We start from the raw sequence: 15,966 nt of genomic DNA, 5'->3' as shown, positions 1-15,966 counted from the left end.
TCGTCGGATGGGGTGAGACGAAGGCGAAACCCATTGCACCTCGTCCGTGGGTTTTGCTGCGCTCAACCCACGCTACGCTTCATTCTCCGTCGCCTTCTTCCGAGTCATGTGCGACTTTAACACCTCGCCCATCCGCGCCTGATAGCCGGGACCGGTCGACTTGAACCAGCGCAGCACCTCCGCGTCGAGGCGCAGCGAAACCAGTTGCTTGGGATCGTCGGATTTAGGCCGACCGCGGCTGATCAGCTTGTCGCCGTGATAGAGATCGCCGCGCGCGAAGTCTTCGTCCGTTAGTTCCGGAATCTCGTCGTACTCTTCCGGCGCGATGATGTGGGCATCAACCTTCTTCAAGTCGCTGCCCAAAGCGCGCTTTTTCCCTGTCATTGGCTTTCCTCATCGAGATCACATGCCGCGCTTCACCGCGGGGTGTCCACACCACGATCACCATCCGGCCAAGCAGTTTTCCGATTGTGATGATCCGCTCCTCGCCGTAGTCGCGCCGGTCGTCCGGGATGTAGATGCATTTCCCGGCGAAGACCTCCGCGGCATCGATAAAGTCGAGCTGACGTTCCTGCAGCGTCGCTTGGCGTTTGGCAGGATCGAACGTGATCCTCAAGGCAGTCTCTTCTGCTAATTATTGTAGATACAAAAAAGGGGTTTTCAAGTCATTTGACGCGAGGCTTTAAAGGCTGGGCGGCGGGTGCAATTTGTTCGGTGTGTCCAATCGTTGCCATCGTCAGAGCGATGGGTCGCCGGGTCAAGCCCGGGGACGACGCGAGGGCGTGCAAAGGTGGTCTTGACATTCCTGCAAGGACTATAGTCCGCGGCGCCTGCGCGATGGTTCGCAAGCCATCGCGATCCATCCACCAACCTGCGCCAAGCGGCGCGCCCCCGCCCCTCGTCGTGATGACGACGGGCGCATAGCTAGGGCTCAGCGGAGCCGCGAGAACGGATGGGTGTGGCTGTTTGATATCTGAATAGAGAGACGATACGGCGCAGAGCGCGCGCTCCAATCTCCACCGTCCTCGCCCGGCTTGTCCGGGCGACCCAGTATTCCAGAGCGCTCGCTGGGAGCGCTCGATGCTGACTACGAATGCTCTGCGATACTGGGTCCCCCGCCTGCGCGGGGGACGACGTGAGAGGTGGAGGGACGACGTGAGACGGCGGAGAGGCGAGGTAAGAGCGGCGGAAGATTGCCCGCTTACTCCGCCCCTTGGCCGAGCTGCTTGTGCCGCCGCCCGAAGTCCGGGGCGGCTTCGTCCTGGCCGATCTGGACGATGCCGCGGCGGATGGCGCGGGTGCGGGTGAAGTGGTCGAACAGTGCGTCGCCGTCGCCGCGGCGGATGGCGCGGGTCAGCTTCGACAGGTCTTCCTGGAATTCGCCGAGCATCTCCAGCACCGCGTCCTTGTTGGTCAGGAACACGTCGCGCCACATCGTCGGGTCGGACGCGGCGATGCGGGTGAAATCGCGAAAACCGCCGGCCGAGAACTTCAGCACTTCCGATTGCGTCACGCCTTCGAGTTCTTCGGCGGTCGACACGATCGTATAGGCGATCAGATGCGGCAGATGGCTGGTCACCGCGAGCACCAGATCGTGGTGCTCGGGCGTCATGATCTCGACATTGGCGCCGAGCGCGCGCCAGAACGCGGCGAGCTTTTCGGTCGCTTCGGCGTTGGTGCCTTCGGGCGGGGTGAGAATGCACCAGCGGTTGATGAACAGCTCGGCGAAGCCGGAATCCGGGCCGGAGTTCTCGGTTCCGGCGACCGGATGCGCCGGCACGAAGTGAACGTCCTCCGGCAGGAACGGCGCCATCGCCTTGACGACCGCGGCCTTGACCGAGCCGACGTCGGAGACGATCGCGCCGTGCTTCAGATGCGGCGCGATCTCCTTGGCGACATCGCCGCAGGCGCCGACCGGGATGCACAGAATGACGAGATCGGCACCCTCGGCGGCTTCGGCGTTGCTCTCGACCACGCGGTCGACGATGCCGAGTTCGCGCACCCGCGCCCGGGTCTCTGCCGAACGCGCGGTGGTGACGATTTCGCCGGCGAGGCCGAGCGACTTCGCTCCACGCGCGATCGAACCGCCGATCAGGCCGAAGCCGATCAGCGCAACTTTGCGAAACATCGGCGCAGAGTTCATGGCTGGCCCATGAACTCGCGCAAGTTCTCGAGCACCAGCGCGTTGGCTTCGTCGGTGCCGATGGTCATGCGCAGCGCATGCGGCAGGCCGTAATTGTTGAGCGCGCGCAGTACCAGGCCACGCTTGGTCAGGAACGCGTCGGCTTCCGCCGCGGTCTTGCCCTTTGTGGTCGGGAAGTGGATCAGCACGAAGTTGCACACGCTCGGCGTCACCGTCAGCCCGAGCTTCGGCAGCTCTTCGGCCAGGGTGTTGCGCCACTTGTCGGTGTGGGCGCGCGAGCGCTCGACATGGCCGGTGTCCTGGATCGCCGCGACCGCAGCGAGCTGCGCCGGCACCGAGACATTGAACGGCCCGCGGATGCGGTTGACCGCATCGACGATGTTGGCCGGACCGAACATCCAGCCGACGCGCAGCGCGGCGAGGCCGTGCACCTTGGAGAAGGTGTGGGTCAGCACGGTGTTCTCGGTGGTCGATACCAGTTCGATGCCGAGCTCGTAGTCATTCTTCATCACGTAGTCGGCATAGGCGGCGTCGAGCACCAGCACCACATGGCTGGGCAGGCCGGCGCGCAGCCGCTTGACCTCGTCGAACGGGATGTAGGTGCCGGTCGGATTGTTCGGGTTGGCGAGCCACACCAGCTTGGTGTTCGGCGTCACCGCCGCCAGGATCGCGTCGACGTCGGTGGTCAGGTTCTTCTCGGGCGCGACCACGTTCTTGGCGCCGTTCGCCAGCGTGGCGATCGGATACACCAGGAAGCCGTGCTGGCTGGAGATCGCCTCGTCACCGGGCGCCAGATAGGTGTGCGCCAGCAAATTGAGGATTTCGTCCGAGCCGGCGCCGCAGACGATGCGGTCGGGATCGAGGCCGTAGGCCTTGCCGATCGCTTCGCGTAGAATCCGCGAGGTGCCTTCCGGATAGTCCTCGAGATGATCCGCCGCGCTCTTATAGGCCGCGATCGCGTGCGGCGACGGGCCGAACGGGGTCTCGTTGGCCGAGAGCTTGAACACCTTGCGGCCGGGTTCGGCCACCGGGCTCTTGCCAGGGGTGTAGGGCGCAATATCGAGGATGCCGGGATTCGGCACGGGACGTGACATCGTCAACTCCGGAAAAATCGTCGGGCGGCTGAGAGCCGGTAATTACGCGGACTTGCCGCTCGGGGGCACCGTATAGCGCCTTGCGTGGCTGCCGACGAGGGCCGACGAACGGAGGGAGGCCCCCGCTGCGATCAGGGCAGCCTTGATCTGATCGAGGCCGCCAGGCGCCGGGATCGACACCAGCAGGGCGGCGCCGTCAAAAGCGGTGTCCGGGACCGCCACGACGTCGGCCAGCGGTGACAGTGCCCGGGCGGTATCGGCACTCCAGCCCGACACTCGGATGCTCCAGGTCTCGACCTCGGTGACCATGGCGCTGTCGGCGACCCGGGACACCACGAAGACCGGCAGTGCGGCCGGGTGGTCGGCGCGCTCGATGAACGGCAGCCGGGCGATGATCTTCGGCGCGCCGTCGGCTTCCAGCGCCAGCCACCACGGATTGTTGCCCGAGGTCGCCGACACCAACGCCAGGTCGCCCTTGGACTTCGCCACCGCCTCGACCGCCGCCGAAGCCGAGAAGTGCGCCACGTAAGGCACCGTGAAGCCGAAATGGAAGCGGGCGGAATCCCGCATCGCCGACTCGCCGAGTGACTGGTCGGCGTGCACCGCAAACGGCGCCTGCACATAGGTAAAAGTCGCGATGATGACCCGCCAGATGCTCTCGACAGTGTCGAGCGGCAGGATGCCGTGGTGCCGCTGCACCAGGCGCCGCATCATGTCGGCCTCGCGCGCCGGGCGGAATGCCGAGCCGACCTCCTGGGTCTGCTTCACCGCGATCAGCCGATCGATGATCTCGCCGCGCTGCATCAGCAGCTGGTGCACCTGCTCGTCGATGCTGTCGATCTCCTGGCGCAGGTCGGCGAGCGACGGCGGCGAGGGCGGCTTGGTCATTGCTTTTAGAACCTCGGACAGAAACGGGGATCGGCAGTCGCGGCGGTGCCGCGGTGCGTCCTTCTGCTTAAGAAACGGGGGCAGCGAAGGCAAAGGAAACATTGACCCTTTCCGGGCCAGGCTGCGCGGCCGTCGTGTTGACGGCTTTCGGCTTTGCAATTATCGTCCGGGCCAGAACTCGTGGTCATTTGAGCCGGCCGGCTTGCAGCCACGTTAAACAACTCGCTAAACAGGCCGGGGACAGTTCCGATCCCGGCCGAACCAATGTTCAGGCCGGGTTTTTTATTCGCCCTGCCGTTCTTATCTGAGGTCGAACCGGGGCGTCCCCGGGATGTCGAGGCCGTTGGCAGGCGTATGATGAATATCCATTCGGTGAAGGGGCAGAAGATCGCCGCCGGCGAGCGGACCCAGGAGGTCGACCACCCGCATTCGCTCATCGCGCAGTTCGGGGCCGACCAGCCGCTGCCGCTGGATTGCGGCATCGAGCTCAGCCCATTCCAGATCGCCTACCAGACCTACGGCACGCTGAACGCCGACAAGAGCAACGCCATCCTGGTCTGCCACGCCCTGACGATGGATCAGCACATCGCCAACGTGCATCCGATTACCGGCAAACCCGGCGGCTGGCTGACCCTGGTCGGCCCCGGCAAGCCGATCGATACCGACCGCTTTTTCGTGATCTGCTCGAACGTGATCGGCGGCTGCATGGGCTCCACCGGCCCCGCCTCCACCAACCCCGCCACCGGCAAGCCCTGGGGGCTGGATTTCCCGGTCATCACCATCCCCGACATGGTGCGTGCCCAGGCGATGCTGATCGACCGGCTCGGCATCGACAAACTGTTCTGCGTCGTCGGCGGCTCGATGGGCGGCATGCAGGTGCTGCAATGGTCGGTGGCGTTCCCGGAGCGGGTGTTCTCGGCGCTGGCGATCGCCTGCGCGACCCGGCACTCGGCGCAGAACATCGCCTTCCACGAACTCGGCCGCCAGGCGGTGATGGCCGATCCGGATTGGCAGCACGGCCGCTACTTCGAGCACGGCTGCTTCCCGCATCGCGGACTCGCGGTCGCGCGGATGGCCGCGCACATCACCTACTTGTCGGACGCGGCGCTGCATCGCAAGTTCGGCCGCAAGATGCAGGATCGCGACCTGCCGACGTTCTCGTTCGACGCCGATTTCCAGGTCGAGAGTTACTTGCGCTATCAAGGCTCGTCCTTCGTCGAGCGGTTCGACGCCAACTCGTATCTGTATCTGACCCGTGCGATGGATTACTTCGATATCGCGGCCGACCATGACGGCGTACTGGCTGCCGCGTTCCGCGGCACGCAGACGCGGTTCTGCGTGGTGTCGTTCACGTCGGACTGGCTGTTTCCGACCTCGGAATCGCGCGCCATCGTGCATGCCCTGAATGCCGGCGGCGCACGGGTTTCGTTCGCCGAGATCGTCACCGACAAGGGACACGACGCGTTCCTGCTCGACGAGCCGGAATTCATCGATATCGCGCGCGCTTTCCTGCAATCGGCCGGCACTGCGCGCGGCCTCGGTAAGGCGGAGCACTGATCATGTCGGTGCAGGAAGGCTTGCCGCTGGAAGATCACGCGCGTCCGCAACTGCGCGTGCATCGCGCCGACCATCTGCTGGTCGCCGATATGGTCGAGACCGGCTCGAAGGTGCTCGACGTCGGCTGCGGCGAAGGCGATCTGATGCAGCTCCTCGAGTCTCGCGGCGTCGATTGCCGCGGCATCGAGCTGTCGCGCGAGGGCGTCAATCGCTGCGTCGCGCGCGGCCTTGCGGTGGTGCAGGGCGACGCCGACACCGACCTCGATCACTACGTCGACGATGCGTTCGACTACGTGATCCTGTCGCAGACGCTGCAGGCGACGCGGCAGCCGAAAGAGGTGCTGGAGAATCTGCTGCGGATCGGCCGCCGCGCGATCGTGTCGTTTCCGAACTTCGGCTACATCAACATGCGGCTGCAGCTGCTGATCCACGGTCAGATGCCGCGCACCGAGAACCTGCCGGCGACCTGGTACGACACGCCGAACATTCACTTCTGCACGATCAAAGACTTCATCGGGCTGTGCGATCAGATCGGCGTCAAGATGGAGCGCGCGGTGGCGCTCGACCGCTACGGTCGGCCGCTGCGGCTGAATGCGCCGTGGTGGTTCTGGAATATGTTTGGTGAGCAGGGGGTGTTTTTGCTCAGCCGCGCGCAGAAAAAACCGCCGCTGCAGGCCGCCGACTACGTGGCACCTTAGTCGTACTTAATAAGTCGTTAATACGTGCGGTGATCAGTTCACCGCACGCGATACGTGTAAAAATGTTGCGTATCATGAAATTTCCTCGAAATTTCCCCTAAAATCTGACTCTCGCTTTCTCAAAGCCATCCTCTCGCCATCCCTGATCGATTAACGCGTCGACCCCGATGTTGGCCCGTGCGGGTCGGCGCGTCTCGAGGAGTTCCGGGAGAGAGAGACTGTATGGTTGTGTTTTCTGCGTTTGGATTGTTCCGCTTCGTCGCTGCCGCCCTGTCGTTCGTGGCGCTCGCGGCGATCGCCGCTCCCGCATCGGCCAAGCCGCTGCATCGTCACCACGCTCACGCGTCCAGCTATTCGCATCACTCCGCGTCTCGTCACGCGCACCATCATCGTCGCTCGCACGCGTGGCGCCGTCACGGCCGCATCGCGAAGCAGCAGGCGGAGGTCGCGCCGTCGGCTTTCGGTTTCCCCGCTAACGATCCGGCCATGGATGTCTCGGCCGCGATGGCGCAGCCGCAGCTGCAGCCCGCGACGCAGAAGCGCACCAGTCGTCGTCAGCGCCTCGCCGCCCAAGACTTCCAAACGCAGTCGTGGAATGGCGGCGGTACCGGCTCGAGCCTGGTGGAAGCTGCGCGCAGCTACATCGGCAGCGGCAATCCGACCGGCCGTCGTGCGCTGTGGTGCGCGCGGTTCATGAACATGGTGCTTGAGCGCACCGGCCATCAGGGCACCGGTTCGGACATGGCGAGCTCGTTCGCGCGCTACGGCCAGCGCATCTCCGGTCCGCAGGTCGGCGCGATCGCGGTGATGTCGCGCGGCAAGCGCGGCGGCCACGTCGGCGTCGTCAGCGGCATCGATGCGAACGGCAACCCGATCGTGGTGTCCGGCAATCACAGCCACCGCGTCGCCGAGTCGGTGTATTCGAAGAGCCGCATCTACGCTTACGTGATGCCGTCGAGCTGATACGAGGCGCTTCCCTCAAGGCACAACGTCATCCGCGGGCTTGACCCGCCTGCGCGGCCGAAGCCGCTTCGGCGCGGCGAAGGCCCGCGGATCCATCGCGCGCGGAGCGCGCCTCTTCGAAGAAGATGGATCGCCGGGTCGAGCCCGGCGATGACCTCAGGGGTGTTGAGCGCGATCTTGCAAGCACGCTACGCGAACAGCGCCGGCTGCTCGACCTGCACCGCATCGCCCTGCGCGAGGTCGCCGGCTTCGATCACTTCGGCATAAACCCCGCAATCGGCGTGGCCGAGGTTCTGCTGCAGGGTCTCGGGAATCGACATGTCGCGGGCGGCGGTCTGCGGATCGACATTGGTGGCGGCGCAGCGGACGATGCGTTTGACCACCTTGAGCTTGGCGTTGCCGATCAGCAGCGTCTGGTCCATCAGGTCGAATTCATGCCAGGCCGGCCAGCCCTGGACATAGAGGTTGGCGCGGAAGCGCAGCGGATCGACAGCGCGGCCGATCATGGCTTCCAGCGCCGCGACGCTGGCCAGGTTGATGATCGACACCACCTTGCGGGCGACGTCCGAGAAGCTGTGGCCTTGGCCGGCCAACAGCTTGGGCGGTCCGCGCAGCTCGTCGGCGCAATAGCCGGCGAAGAACCGTTCGATCGCGGCGCGGCCGGGTTCGGTCCGAAGATCGCCGCGGGCCAGTTCGGCGCCGTCGCGGGAGAGGCTGAGCTCGCCGGTCGCGGCATCGTAGCGGCTGCGCAGGGCGGCGAGCCGCTCGTTGCGCATCAGCATCAGAAACCTGATCTTGGGGAAGTAGCGGGGATTGGCCGGGTCGAACCCGATCGGCCCGTTTTCGATCGCGAACGCCCGGTCGCCGGGCAAGGTCTGGCCGACATCCAGGGCGACGGCGGGTAACGGCTCGGGCGACAAGCCCTTGACCGGATAGCGATAGATCGAGGCGACGGAGGCGAGTGCAGGGTCTGTCATGGCGGGTCTTTAAGGGATCGCGCCGGCTTCGGCAGCCCACGAAAATGTGAGCCGGGGCCTTCCGTTTGCCGGAACAGATGCCCACATTTCCGTCAAGCCGATGCGGTCCGCACGGTGACGACCGCCTCCGGCTGAGGAATGTCAGCGCGGCCGGCGGAACCCCAATGAAGATGCCGTCGGGCGTGCTTTTCGAAGGCGCCGAGGGCAGGCTGAGGGACCGAACCAATGAACGTAGAAAAATATACCGAACGTGTGCGCGGCTTCATCCAGTCGGCGCAATCGCTGGCGATGCGAGAGGGCCATCAGCAGTTCTCGCCGCTGCACATTCTGAAAGTGCTGCTCGACGATTCCGAAGGGCTGGCGGGCGGTCTGATCGACCGTGCCGGCGGCAATTCGCGTGCGATCCTGAAGGCGACCGAAGAGGCGCTCGGCAAGATGCCGAAGGTGTCCGGCTCGGGCGCCGGCCAGGTCTATCTGGCCCCGGCGACCGCCCGGGCGTTCGACGCTGCCGAGAAGGCCGCCGAAAAGGCGGGCGACAGCTTCGTTACCGTCGAGCGACTGCTGCTGGCGCTGTCGCTGGATAAGGACAGCGAGGCCGGCCAGCTGCTCACGAAGGGCGGCGTCACCCCGCAGAACCTCAACGCAGCCATTAATGCCCTGCGCAAAGGCCGCACTGCGGATTCGGCGACCGCCGAGAATGCCTATGACGCGCTGAAGAAATACGCCCGCGACCTGACCCAGGCGGCGCGCGACGGCAAGCTCGACCCGGTGATCGGCCGTGACGAGGAGATCCGCCGCACCATCCAGGTTCTGTCCCGGCGCACCAAGAACAATCCCGTGCTGATCGGCGAACCCGGCGTCGGTAAGACCGCGATCGTCGAGGGCCTGGCGCTGCGCATCCTCAACGGCGACGTGCCCGAGAGCCTGAAGGACAAGAAGCTGCTCGCGCTCGACATGGGCGCGCTGATCGCCGGCGCGAAATATCGCGGCGAGTTCGAGGAGCGGCTGAAGGCCGTGCTCACCGAGGTCACTGCGGCCGAGGGCGGCATTATCCTGTTCATCGACGAGATGCACACCCTGGTCGGCGCCGGCAAGGCGGACGGCGCGATGGACGCCTCGAACCTGCTCAAGCCCGCGCTTGCCCGCGGCGAATTGCACTGCATCGGCGCCACCACGCTCGACGAGTATCGTAAGCACGTCGAGAAGGACGCTGCATTGGCGCGGCGCTTCCAGCCGGTGTTCGTCACCGAGCCGACGGTCGAGGACACCATCTCGATCCTGCGCGGCCTGAAGGACAAGTACGAGCAGCACCACGGCGTGCGCATCGCCGACTCGGCGATCGTGGCGTCGGCCACGCTGTCGAACCGCTACATCACCGACCGCTTCCTGCCCGACAAGGCGATCGACCTGATGGATGAAGCCGCGGCGCGGCTGAAGATGCAGGTCGACTCCAAGCCCGAAGAGCTCGACTCGATGGACCGCGAAATCGTGCGGCTCAAGATCGAGCAGGAGGCGCTGAAGAAGGAAAGCGATCCGGGCTCCAAGGCGCGCCTGGTGACGCTTGAGAAGGAGCTCGCCGATCTCGAAGAGAAGTCGGCGGCGCTGACCCAGCGCTGGAGTGCCGAGAAGAACAAGCTGTCGGATGCCCAGAAGCTGAAGAGCGAACTCGACGCTCTGCGGATCGAACTCGCCAATGCGCAGCGCCGCGGCGAGTATCAGCGCGCAGGCGAGCTCGCCTATGGCCGGATTCCGGAGCTCGAGAAGAAGATCGCCGAGATCGAAACCAACGAGAACGCCGGCGCGATGGTGGAGGAGGCGGTCACCGCCAACCACATTGCCCAAGTGGTGTCGCGTTGGACCGGCGTGCCGGTCGACAAGATGCTCGAAGGCGAGAAGGAAAAGCTGCTGCGGATGGAAGAGCAGCTCGGCCAGCGCGTGGTCGGGCAGTTCGAAGCCGTGCACGCGGTCTCGACCGCGGTCCGCCGCGCGCGCGCCGGCCTGCAGGACCCGAACCGGCCGATGGGCTCGTTCATGTTCTTAGGTCCGACCGGCGTCGGCAAGACCGAGCTGACCAAAGCGCTCGCCGAGTATCTGTTCGACGATGAGACCGCGATGGTCCGCATCGACATGTCGGAGTTCATGGAGAAGCACTCCGTGGCCCGGCTGATCGGCGCACCTCCCGGCTACGTCGGCTATGACGAAGGCGGCGTGCTGACCGAAGCGGTGCGGCGCCGGCCGTATCAGGTGATCCTGTTCGACGAGATCGAAAAGGCGCATCCGGACGTGTTCAACGTGCTGCTGCAGGTGCTCGATGACGGCCGCCTGACCGATGGTCAGGGCCGCACCGTGGACTTCCGCAACACGCTGATCGTGATGACCTCGAACCTCGGCTCGGAGTATCTGGTCGCCCAGGCGGAGGGCGAGGACACCGGCGCGGTGCGCGAGCAGGTGATGGGAATGGTGCGCGCGCACTTCCGCCCCGAATTCCTCAACCGCGTCGACGAGATCATCCTGTTTCACCGCTTGCAGAAGAGCGAGATGGGCCGGATCGTCGACATCCAGTTCGCGCGGCTCACCAAGCTGCTCGAGGACCGCAAGATCGTGCTCGATCTCGATGCTGCGGCCCGCGACTGGCTGGCCGAGAAGGGCTGGGATCCGGCTTACGGCGCCCGTCCCTTGAAGCGGGTGATCCAGCGCAGCGTCCAGGACCCGCTCGCCGAGATGATCCTGGAAGGCACCGTCAAGGACGGCGACCACGTCGCGATCTCGGCCGAAGGCGGTGTCCTGACCTTCAACGGCAAGCCGCCGCACAGCGCGGACATCGAGCCGTTCACGGGACGCCCGCCGAAGCGGATGCTGAACTGACGCGCGCCGTCATTGCGAGCGCAGCGAAGCAATCCAGAGGCTCCGCGAACCGAGCCTGGATTGCTTCGTCGCTTCGCTCCTCGCAATGACAGGATGAGAAGTTGACGATGTGCTCCGAAGCGATCGCTGCGGAGCACGTCGCGTTTCGGCCTACTTCTTTTCGATCTTGTAGATCGCGTTCTCGATATCGGACGACACGTAGATCGTGCCGCCGGCGCCGACACCGATGCCGGTCGGCATGTTGGTTGGCGGCAGGCCGGGGGCGCCTACGAGGCCGATCGGCAGATTGCCGGCGATTTCGGTGACGCTGCCGCTGGCCGGATCAACTTCGACGATACGCTTGGCGCCGACTTCGGCGACGATCAGCTTGCCGGATGGCGCCAGCGCAACGCCTTCGGGCATCTTCAGGTCCTTGGCGACGACGGTCTTGGCGCCGGTCGCCGGGTCGATCTTGCTGATCTGGCCGGCAAACGCTTCGCTGACATACACCGCGTTGTCCTTGCCGAGCACCAGGCCGACCGGACCAGCCAGATCGGTGGCGATCGCCTTGCGGTCCTTGCCGTGCTCGCCGGAGACTTCGACGAGCGACTTGGTGCCGAGTTCGGCAACCAGCAGCTTGCCGTCGCCGAGCCGGATCGCGTCGTAAGGCGCCTTGAAGCCATGCAGCATGTCGCGGCTCTGACCGGTCTTGCGGTCGATCGTCTGCACCGTGCCGGTGAACCAGCTCGACAGGATCACCTCGTCGCCCTTGGCGGTGGCGCTCATCGGATATTCGAGCGTGGTGCCGTCAGCGTGCATCCGCGCCACTTCGCGCACGTCGCCGCTGGCGCCGTCGACGGTGCGATAGGCGAAGACGTCGGCGACATAGATGGTGTCCTTGCCGCCGTCGGACACGACGCCGATGCCGCCGGGAAATGCCAGCTTGCCGATGATCACCTGCTTGGCCGCGCCGGTTGCGGGATCGACTTCCTGGATGCCGTTGTCGGCCATATTGGAGACGTAGATGCGGTCATTGGCATCGATCGCGAGATTGTCGAGCGACGGTTTGAGCTGCGCCACCATCTGTTTGGCGCCGGTCTTCGGATCGATCTTGACGAGCTGACCCTGCGCCGTATCGAGCGCCCACAGATTGCCCTTGGAGTCGAAATTCGCGGCTGCCGGCACCTTGAAGCCGTCGGCAACGACGCTGAGCTCGCCTTTGTCGACGTCGACCTTGACGATCTGCCCCTTGAACCACAGCGGGCCGTACAGCTTGTCGTCGGGGCCGAACTCGAAGCCGTTCAGACCGCCCATCTTCTCCATGATCTTGCGTGGCGGCTTGGCGCCCTCGACGTCGATCTCGTACAGCGCGTCGCCGAGAAACACCTGGGTCGCATAAAGCCGCCCGTCCTTGCGGAAGGCCAGCGAGTTGATGCCGGGCAGGCCGGAGGCGAGCTTCTTGATCGGGCCGTCGCCGTTGCGTGCATAGAGATCGCCGGTGAGGAAGCCGGTCCACGCCATCGTGCCGTCCGGCGCGATCGCGATATCGTCGGCCATGCCTTCCGGCGTTGGCACCGCGATCTTGGCCGTGCCGGCGGCGCGATCGACCTCATACAGCGCCGCGCCGGCGACGCTGCCGGCGAACAGTTTGCCGGCCTTGTCGACCGCAAGGCCGTGCACGCCGTGAAACGCCGAGCCCGGGACCAGCTTGGTCACCTGATAGCTGTCGGCGTGTGCGGCGGACAGCATCAGCAGGCCGATCGTCAACGCGCTCGCGCCGCGCGCAAGTTTGCCCTTCATTGCATTCCCTCCGAGATCTTCTCGTTGTTATGGCGAGAGTATTCGGCGGGGCTAGGAAGTTGGCAAATGGAATCGAAGCCGCGCTGCAGCAGATTCCTCGCCGCGGAATGCTGCGCGGCGGGACAGGCTTCGAACTAAGCGAGGATCAGCGCCGCGCTTGCGCGGTGGAGGAGGTGCGAACCGGGGCCGAGGCGGTGAGATCTTCCGCCAGTCGTCCGCCACCGCGGCCGGTCATCATCGCGTCAAGCCGGTCGCGTTCTTTCTCGAAGCCGGCGAGCATCGGGCCTTCGAGCGACCGGCCGCGCGGCAGGCGCACACGCATCGGATCGACGAAGCGACCGTTGACGATGATTTCGTAGTGGACGTGCGCGCCGGTCGACAGGCCGGTCGAACCGACGAAGCCGATCACCTGGCCCTGGCGCACGCGTTTGCCGGGCTCCATGCCCTTGGCGAACGCCGACATATGGCCGTAGGCGGTCTCGTAGCCGTTGGCGTGCTTGATACGGATGTACTTGCCGTAACCGCCTTCCCAGCCGGACTTTTCGACGACGCCGTTGCCCGAGGCAAAGATCGGCGTGCCGTAGGGAGTCGACCAATCGACGCCGGTGTGCATCTTGACGTAGCCGAGGATCGGATGGCGGCGGGCGCCGAAGCCGGAGCGCATGATCGCCTGATTGACCGGCTTGCGGACCAGGAACTTCTTCGCGCTCTTGCCGGTCTCGTCGTAGAAATCGACCGCGGCGTCATCGGGAGTTTGGAAGCGGTAGTATTTCTTGGTTTCGCCGCCGACGGTGAGGGAGGCGAACAGCACGTCGTTCTTTTCGACCGTGGAAGTGGTTTCGTCGTCGCCCGCGTAGAACACTTCGAACGAGTCGCCGGCCTGGACTTTGCGCTGGAAATCGACGTCGTAGGAGTAGATCCGGATCATGTCGTCGATCACCGACTGCGGCACCTTGTTGCGGAGCGCGGTCTCGTAGATCGACTGATACAGCCGGACGCCGGTGCCGTCGTCCTCATCCTCATCGCTGTTGTCGGCGGTGTCGCTGACGGTGTTGAGGCTCTGAACGTCGACGGCGACGTAGCGGCCGAGATCGGAGAGCGCTGCGACCGCTTCGACCGCGGAGTCGTTTGCGACGATCACGCGGAACGGTTGGGGCGCTTTGCCGGGGCCTGACGATTCCATCAGGATGCGTAGTTTCTGGCCTTCCTTCAGGCCGCCGTCGCGACCGCGCGCGCCAAGCGCAGCGGCGACCGCACGGGCATCTTCTTCGGCGGCACCTTGATCGCGCAGCACCGAGACGACGCTGTCGCCCTTCTTGACGATGTGAGTTCGTTCGCCGGTCGGATTGCCACCGGTGACCTGCTCCTTGGTCTTCGGCAGCAGCGTCACGTTTTCCGGGATGATCCGGGTTTCGAAGCCGGCGTAAGGATCGGCGGACGGACCTTCGGGGGCGTAAGCGAGCTTCACGTCGCCGCCGAAATCGCCGGCGGCGCTGGCGTAGCGAACGCCGCTGTTGCCCTTCCAGTTCGCGGCGTCGCGCACGCGCATCAGGATTTCATCGGGTGCGATCTGGCCGGCAATCTTGGCGCGGGGCAGTACGGTGCCGAGATCGCGGGTGACGAAGGAGACTTCGGCGTCGGGCTCGACCGCGTCGGGATTCTGCGCATCTTCGGCGCTCTGCGCCGGGGCGCCGACGTCGCTCAGCATGCGCTGGGCATTGAAGGCGGGAATCTTGGCGGACAGATCGCTGGTGGTCAGCGACAGGTTGCCGGAAATCTTGACGAAGGGGCGGACCCGGACGACGTCGCGCTGGCCGACCCGCGAAACCGTGGAGACTCGGATCACGCTGCGCGCCAAAGCGGCTTCGCTCGGCGGCGGCAGGCGGTCGCTCTTATGCAGGGCGGCGGTCTTGTCGGCTCCGAACGCGCCGCGGAGGGCGGCCTGAACCAGTTCGGGAGCTTTGGCGAAGGTGGTCTCGCCGTCGAGCGAGGCGAATACCGCGCCACCAATCAGCGCGGCACCACAGAGACCGGTGAGGATCGTGCCGCTGAACCACTGCACCGATACGCGTCGGCGATCGATGACTGCGGCCTCGGAGCCGTCGACGGAAAGCGGCGGCTCGTGACCAAGGTCGATATAGCCGACCTCGCGCCCGGTGCTGCGCCCGCGTGACACCCTTTGGCTCAATCCGTCGTCCCCCGATTTCGCAATCGGCCGCGCTCGCGGCCGGTCGGCTAGTCTGAACGATCAGGCCATCGGCCGATCAAACGTCTCCGTTCCGCGCCCGCGGACCGGAGCCTTCTACCTGATTGCCGCCGGCTTGTCCGCCTCTGACGGCGTACGCCAACAGTCACAGGTCTGACACTTGTCACGGGCAGCCAAAGTGCTGGCGCCGGCGATTTGCGTCAATCGAAAGCGGCAATTGCCGCAGTCTGCTGGCTCCGAGACGGCTGTCTTCACCCGAAGGAGCCTCGCCGAGGCCCAAAGACCCCGTCCGCCGACCCGGAGAGCCGAACAGTTTTTTTCGATCTGCCTGGGGAGAACGCCTCCGGAATGTGGCCTGAGTGCGGCGTTGGGTCTGAGAAAGCCTTGGGAAAACTACAGAAATTGAATCATCCCAACCTGCACGACATTTTTCTGACGAGGCCGTTGACAGCTCCAAGGGGGCGGGCCTATAAGACGGCCACTGAGCGCGGCGCCGCTGAGCCCTCCGGGCCCCAGCGAGCTTCCGTGCCTCTGGAACATCCATCGAATTCGATGAGTGCAACAGCAGCCGATAGTTGTCGGTTGCCATTCGCCGTCGGTTTGGATTTCCAAACTCCTATTAAGTGTAGGAGTTGAAGTCTCGAAGGTCTCTGTGACCTCAGGCTTTGTTGAGATCTTTGGATCTCGGGCTGTTTGACAAGTGAAGAAGAAGAAAGAGAAACGTGGACGGCGAAGTCCTTGCGGGTCTCGGTTTTAGGAAGCTTCGGCTTTCTGGGATTGGGACCGGACGAAAGAC

General features: G+C 65.0%; 12 protein-coding genes and 1 riboswitch. Of the genes, 4 read left to right on the top strand and 8 right to left on the bottom strand.

What is annotated here, in order from left to right; all coding sequences use genetic code 11:
• Window positions 1-72: 72 nt before the first annotated feature.
• The 5 genes from VRZ08_RS21475 to VRZ08_RS21455 form a co-directional block, all read right to left on the bottom strand.
• Window positions 73-351 carry a BrnA antitoxin family protein gene (locus VRZ08_RS21475; RefSeq protein ID WP_414533837.1) on the bottom strand — a complete coding sequence of 93 codons (279 nt, stop codon included), beginning with the start codon at window positions 349-351 and terminating at the stop codon, window positions 73-75.
• Complete coding sequence (locus VRZ08_RS21470; RefSeq protein ID WP_414533836.1) at window positions 338-616, bottom strand: BrnT family toxin; 279 nt, start codon at window positions 614-616, stop codon at window positions 338-340. The genes VRZ08_RS21475 and VRZ08_RS21470 overlap by 14 nt, the downstream gene beginning before the upstream one ends.
• A 585-nt stretch (window positions 617-1,201) precedes the next feature.
• Window positions 1,202-2,143 carry a prephenate/arogenate dehydrogenase family protein gene (locus VRZ08_RS21465; protein ID WP_107356958.1) on the bottom strand — a complete coding sequence of 314 codons (942 nt, stop codon included), beginning with the start codon at window positions 2,141-2,143 and terminating at the stop codon, window positions 1,202-1,204.
• Complete coding sequence (gene hisC / locus VRZ08_RS21460) at window positions 2,140-3,237, bottom strand: histidinol-phosphate transaminase (protein ID WP_107357621.1); 1,098 nt, start codon at window positions 3,235-3,237, stop codon at window positions 2,140-2,142. Before hisC ends, VRZ08_RS21465 begins: the two co-directional genes overlap by 4 nt.
• Before the next feature lie 42 nt (window positions 3,238-3,279).
• The gene (locus tag VRZ08_RS21455; protein ID WP_107356957.1) at window positions 3,280-4,125 is read right to left on the bottom strand and encodes a chorismate mutase; all 846 of its coding nucleotides are present in this window, start codon (window positions 4,123-4,125) and stop codon (window positions 3,280-3,282) included.
• 170 nt (window positions 4,126-4,295) lie between these two features.
• Window positions 4,296-4,375: riboswitch (SAM riboswitch) on the top strand.
• A 104-nt stretch (window positions 4,376-4,479) separates the two neighbouring features.
• On the opposite strand from VRZ08_RS21455, the gene metX reads away from it, so the two are divergent.
• From metX to VRZ08_RS21440, 3 genes are all read left to right on the top strand, one after another.
• Complete coding sequence (metX, locus tag VRZ08_RS21450; RefSeq protein WP_107356956.1) at window positions 4,480-5,682, top strand: homoserine O-acetyltransferase MetX; 1,203 nt, start codon at window positions 4,480-4,482, stop codon at window positions 5,680-5,682.
• 2 nt (window positions 5,683-5,684) lie between these two features.
• Entirely contained in the window at window positions 5,685-6,380 is a 696-nt protein-coding gene (gene metW / locus VRZ08_RS21445; protein WP_414533835.1) for a methionine biosynthesis protein MetW, read from the top strand.
• Window positions 6,381-6,602: 222 nt separating this feature from the next.
• Window positions 6,603-7,343, top strand: coding sequence for a TIGR02594 family protein (locus tag VRZ08_RS21440; protein WP_414533834.1), 741 nt, complete (start codon window positions 6,603-6,605; stop codon window positions 7,341-7,343).
• A gap of 188 nt (window positions 7,344-7,531) precedes the next feature.
• Here the strand turns inward: VRZ08_RS21440 and VRZ08_RS21435 are convergent, their stop codons facing one another.
• Window positions 7,532-8,320 (bottom strand): MOSC domain-containing protein, encoded by a 789-nt coding sequence (locus tag VRZ08_RS21435; RefSeq protein WP_414533833.1) that lies wholly within the window; start codon window positions 8,318-8,320, stop codon window positions 7,532-7,534.
• 225 nt (window positions 8,321-8,545) lie between these two features.
• On the opposite strand from VRZ08_RS21435, the gene clpB reads away from it, so the two are divergent.
• Window positions 8,546-11,185, top strand: coding sequence for an ATP-dependent chaperone ClpB (gene clpB / locus VRZ08_RS21430; RefSeq protein ID WP_414533832.1), 2,640 nt, complete (start codon window positions 8,546-8,548; stop codon window positions 11,183-11,185).
• Window positions 11,186-11,335: 150 nt separating this feature from the next.
• On the opposite strand, the gene VRZ08_RS21425 is transcribed toward clpB, so the two are convergent.
• Window positions 11,336-12,964, bottom strand: a complete 1,629-nt coding sequence (locus VRZ08_RS21425; protein WP_414533831.1) for a hypothetical protein — start codon at window positions 12,962-12,964, stop codon at window positions 11,336-11,338.
• Between the two features lie 145 nt (window positions 12,965-13,109).
• Window positions 13,110-15,140, bottom strand: a complete 2,031-nt coding sequence (locus VRZ08_RS21420; protein WP_107346000.1) for a M23 family metallopeptidase — start codon at window positions 15,138-15,140, stop codon at window positions 13,110-13,112.
• Between the last annotated feature and the right edge of the window lie 826 nt (window positions 15,141-15,966).

It is taken from the genome of Rhodopseudomonas sp. G2_2311 (genome assembly GCF_047501505.1).
GTDB classification, from domain to species: Bacteria; Pseudomonadota; Alphaproteobacteria; order Rhizobiales; family Xanthobacteraceae; genus Rhodopseudomonas; species Rhodopseudomonas palustris_H.
The sequence above is the reverse complement of the archived record's forward strand: the minus strand, read 5'-3'. Positions and strand labels throughout refer to the sequence as shown.

What these genes read in the sequence shown, in the direction of transcription:
- clpB (WP_414533832.1), top strand. Translation starts at nt 8,546, where the DNA reads ATGAACGTAGAAAAATATACCGAACGTGTGCGCGGCTTCATCCAGTCG.
- metW (WP_414533835.1), top strand. Translation starts at nt 5,685, where the DNA reads ATGTCGGTGCAGGAAGGCTTGCCGCTGGAAGATCACGCGCGTCCGCAA.
- VRZ08_RS21455 (WP_107356957.1), bottom strand. Translation starts at nt 4,125, where the DNA reads ATGACCAAGCCGCCCTCGCCGCCGTCGCTCGCCGACCTGCGCCAGGAG.
- hisC (WP_107357621.1), bottom strand. Translation starts at nt 3,237, where the DNA reads ATGTCACGTCCCGTGCCGAATCCCGGCATCCTCGATATTGCGCCCTAC.
- VRZ08_RS21440 (WP_414533834.1), top strand. Translation starts at nt 6,603, where the DNA reads ATGGTTGTGTTTTCTGCGTTTGGATTGTTCCGCTTCGTCGCTGCCGCC.
- VRZ08_RS21425 (WP_414533831.1), bottom strand. Translation starts at nt 12,964, where the DNA reads ATGAAGGGCAAACTTGCGCGCGGCGCGAGCGCGTTGACGATCGGCCTG.
- VRZ08_RS21435 (WP_414533833.1), bottom strand. Translation starts at nt 8,320, where the DNA reads ATGACAGACCCTGCACTCGCCTCCGTCGCCTCGATCTATCGCTATCCG.
- VRZ08_RS21465 (WP_107356958.1), bottom strand. Translation starts at nt 2,143, where the DNA reads ATGAACTCTGCGCCGATGTTTCGCAAAGTTGCGCTGATCGGCTTCGGC.
- metX (WP_107356956.1), top strand. Translation starts at nt 4,480, where the DNA reads ATGATGAATATCCATTCGGTGAAGGGGCAGAAGATCGCCGCCGGCGAG.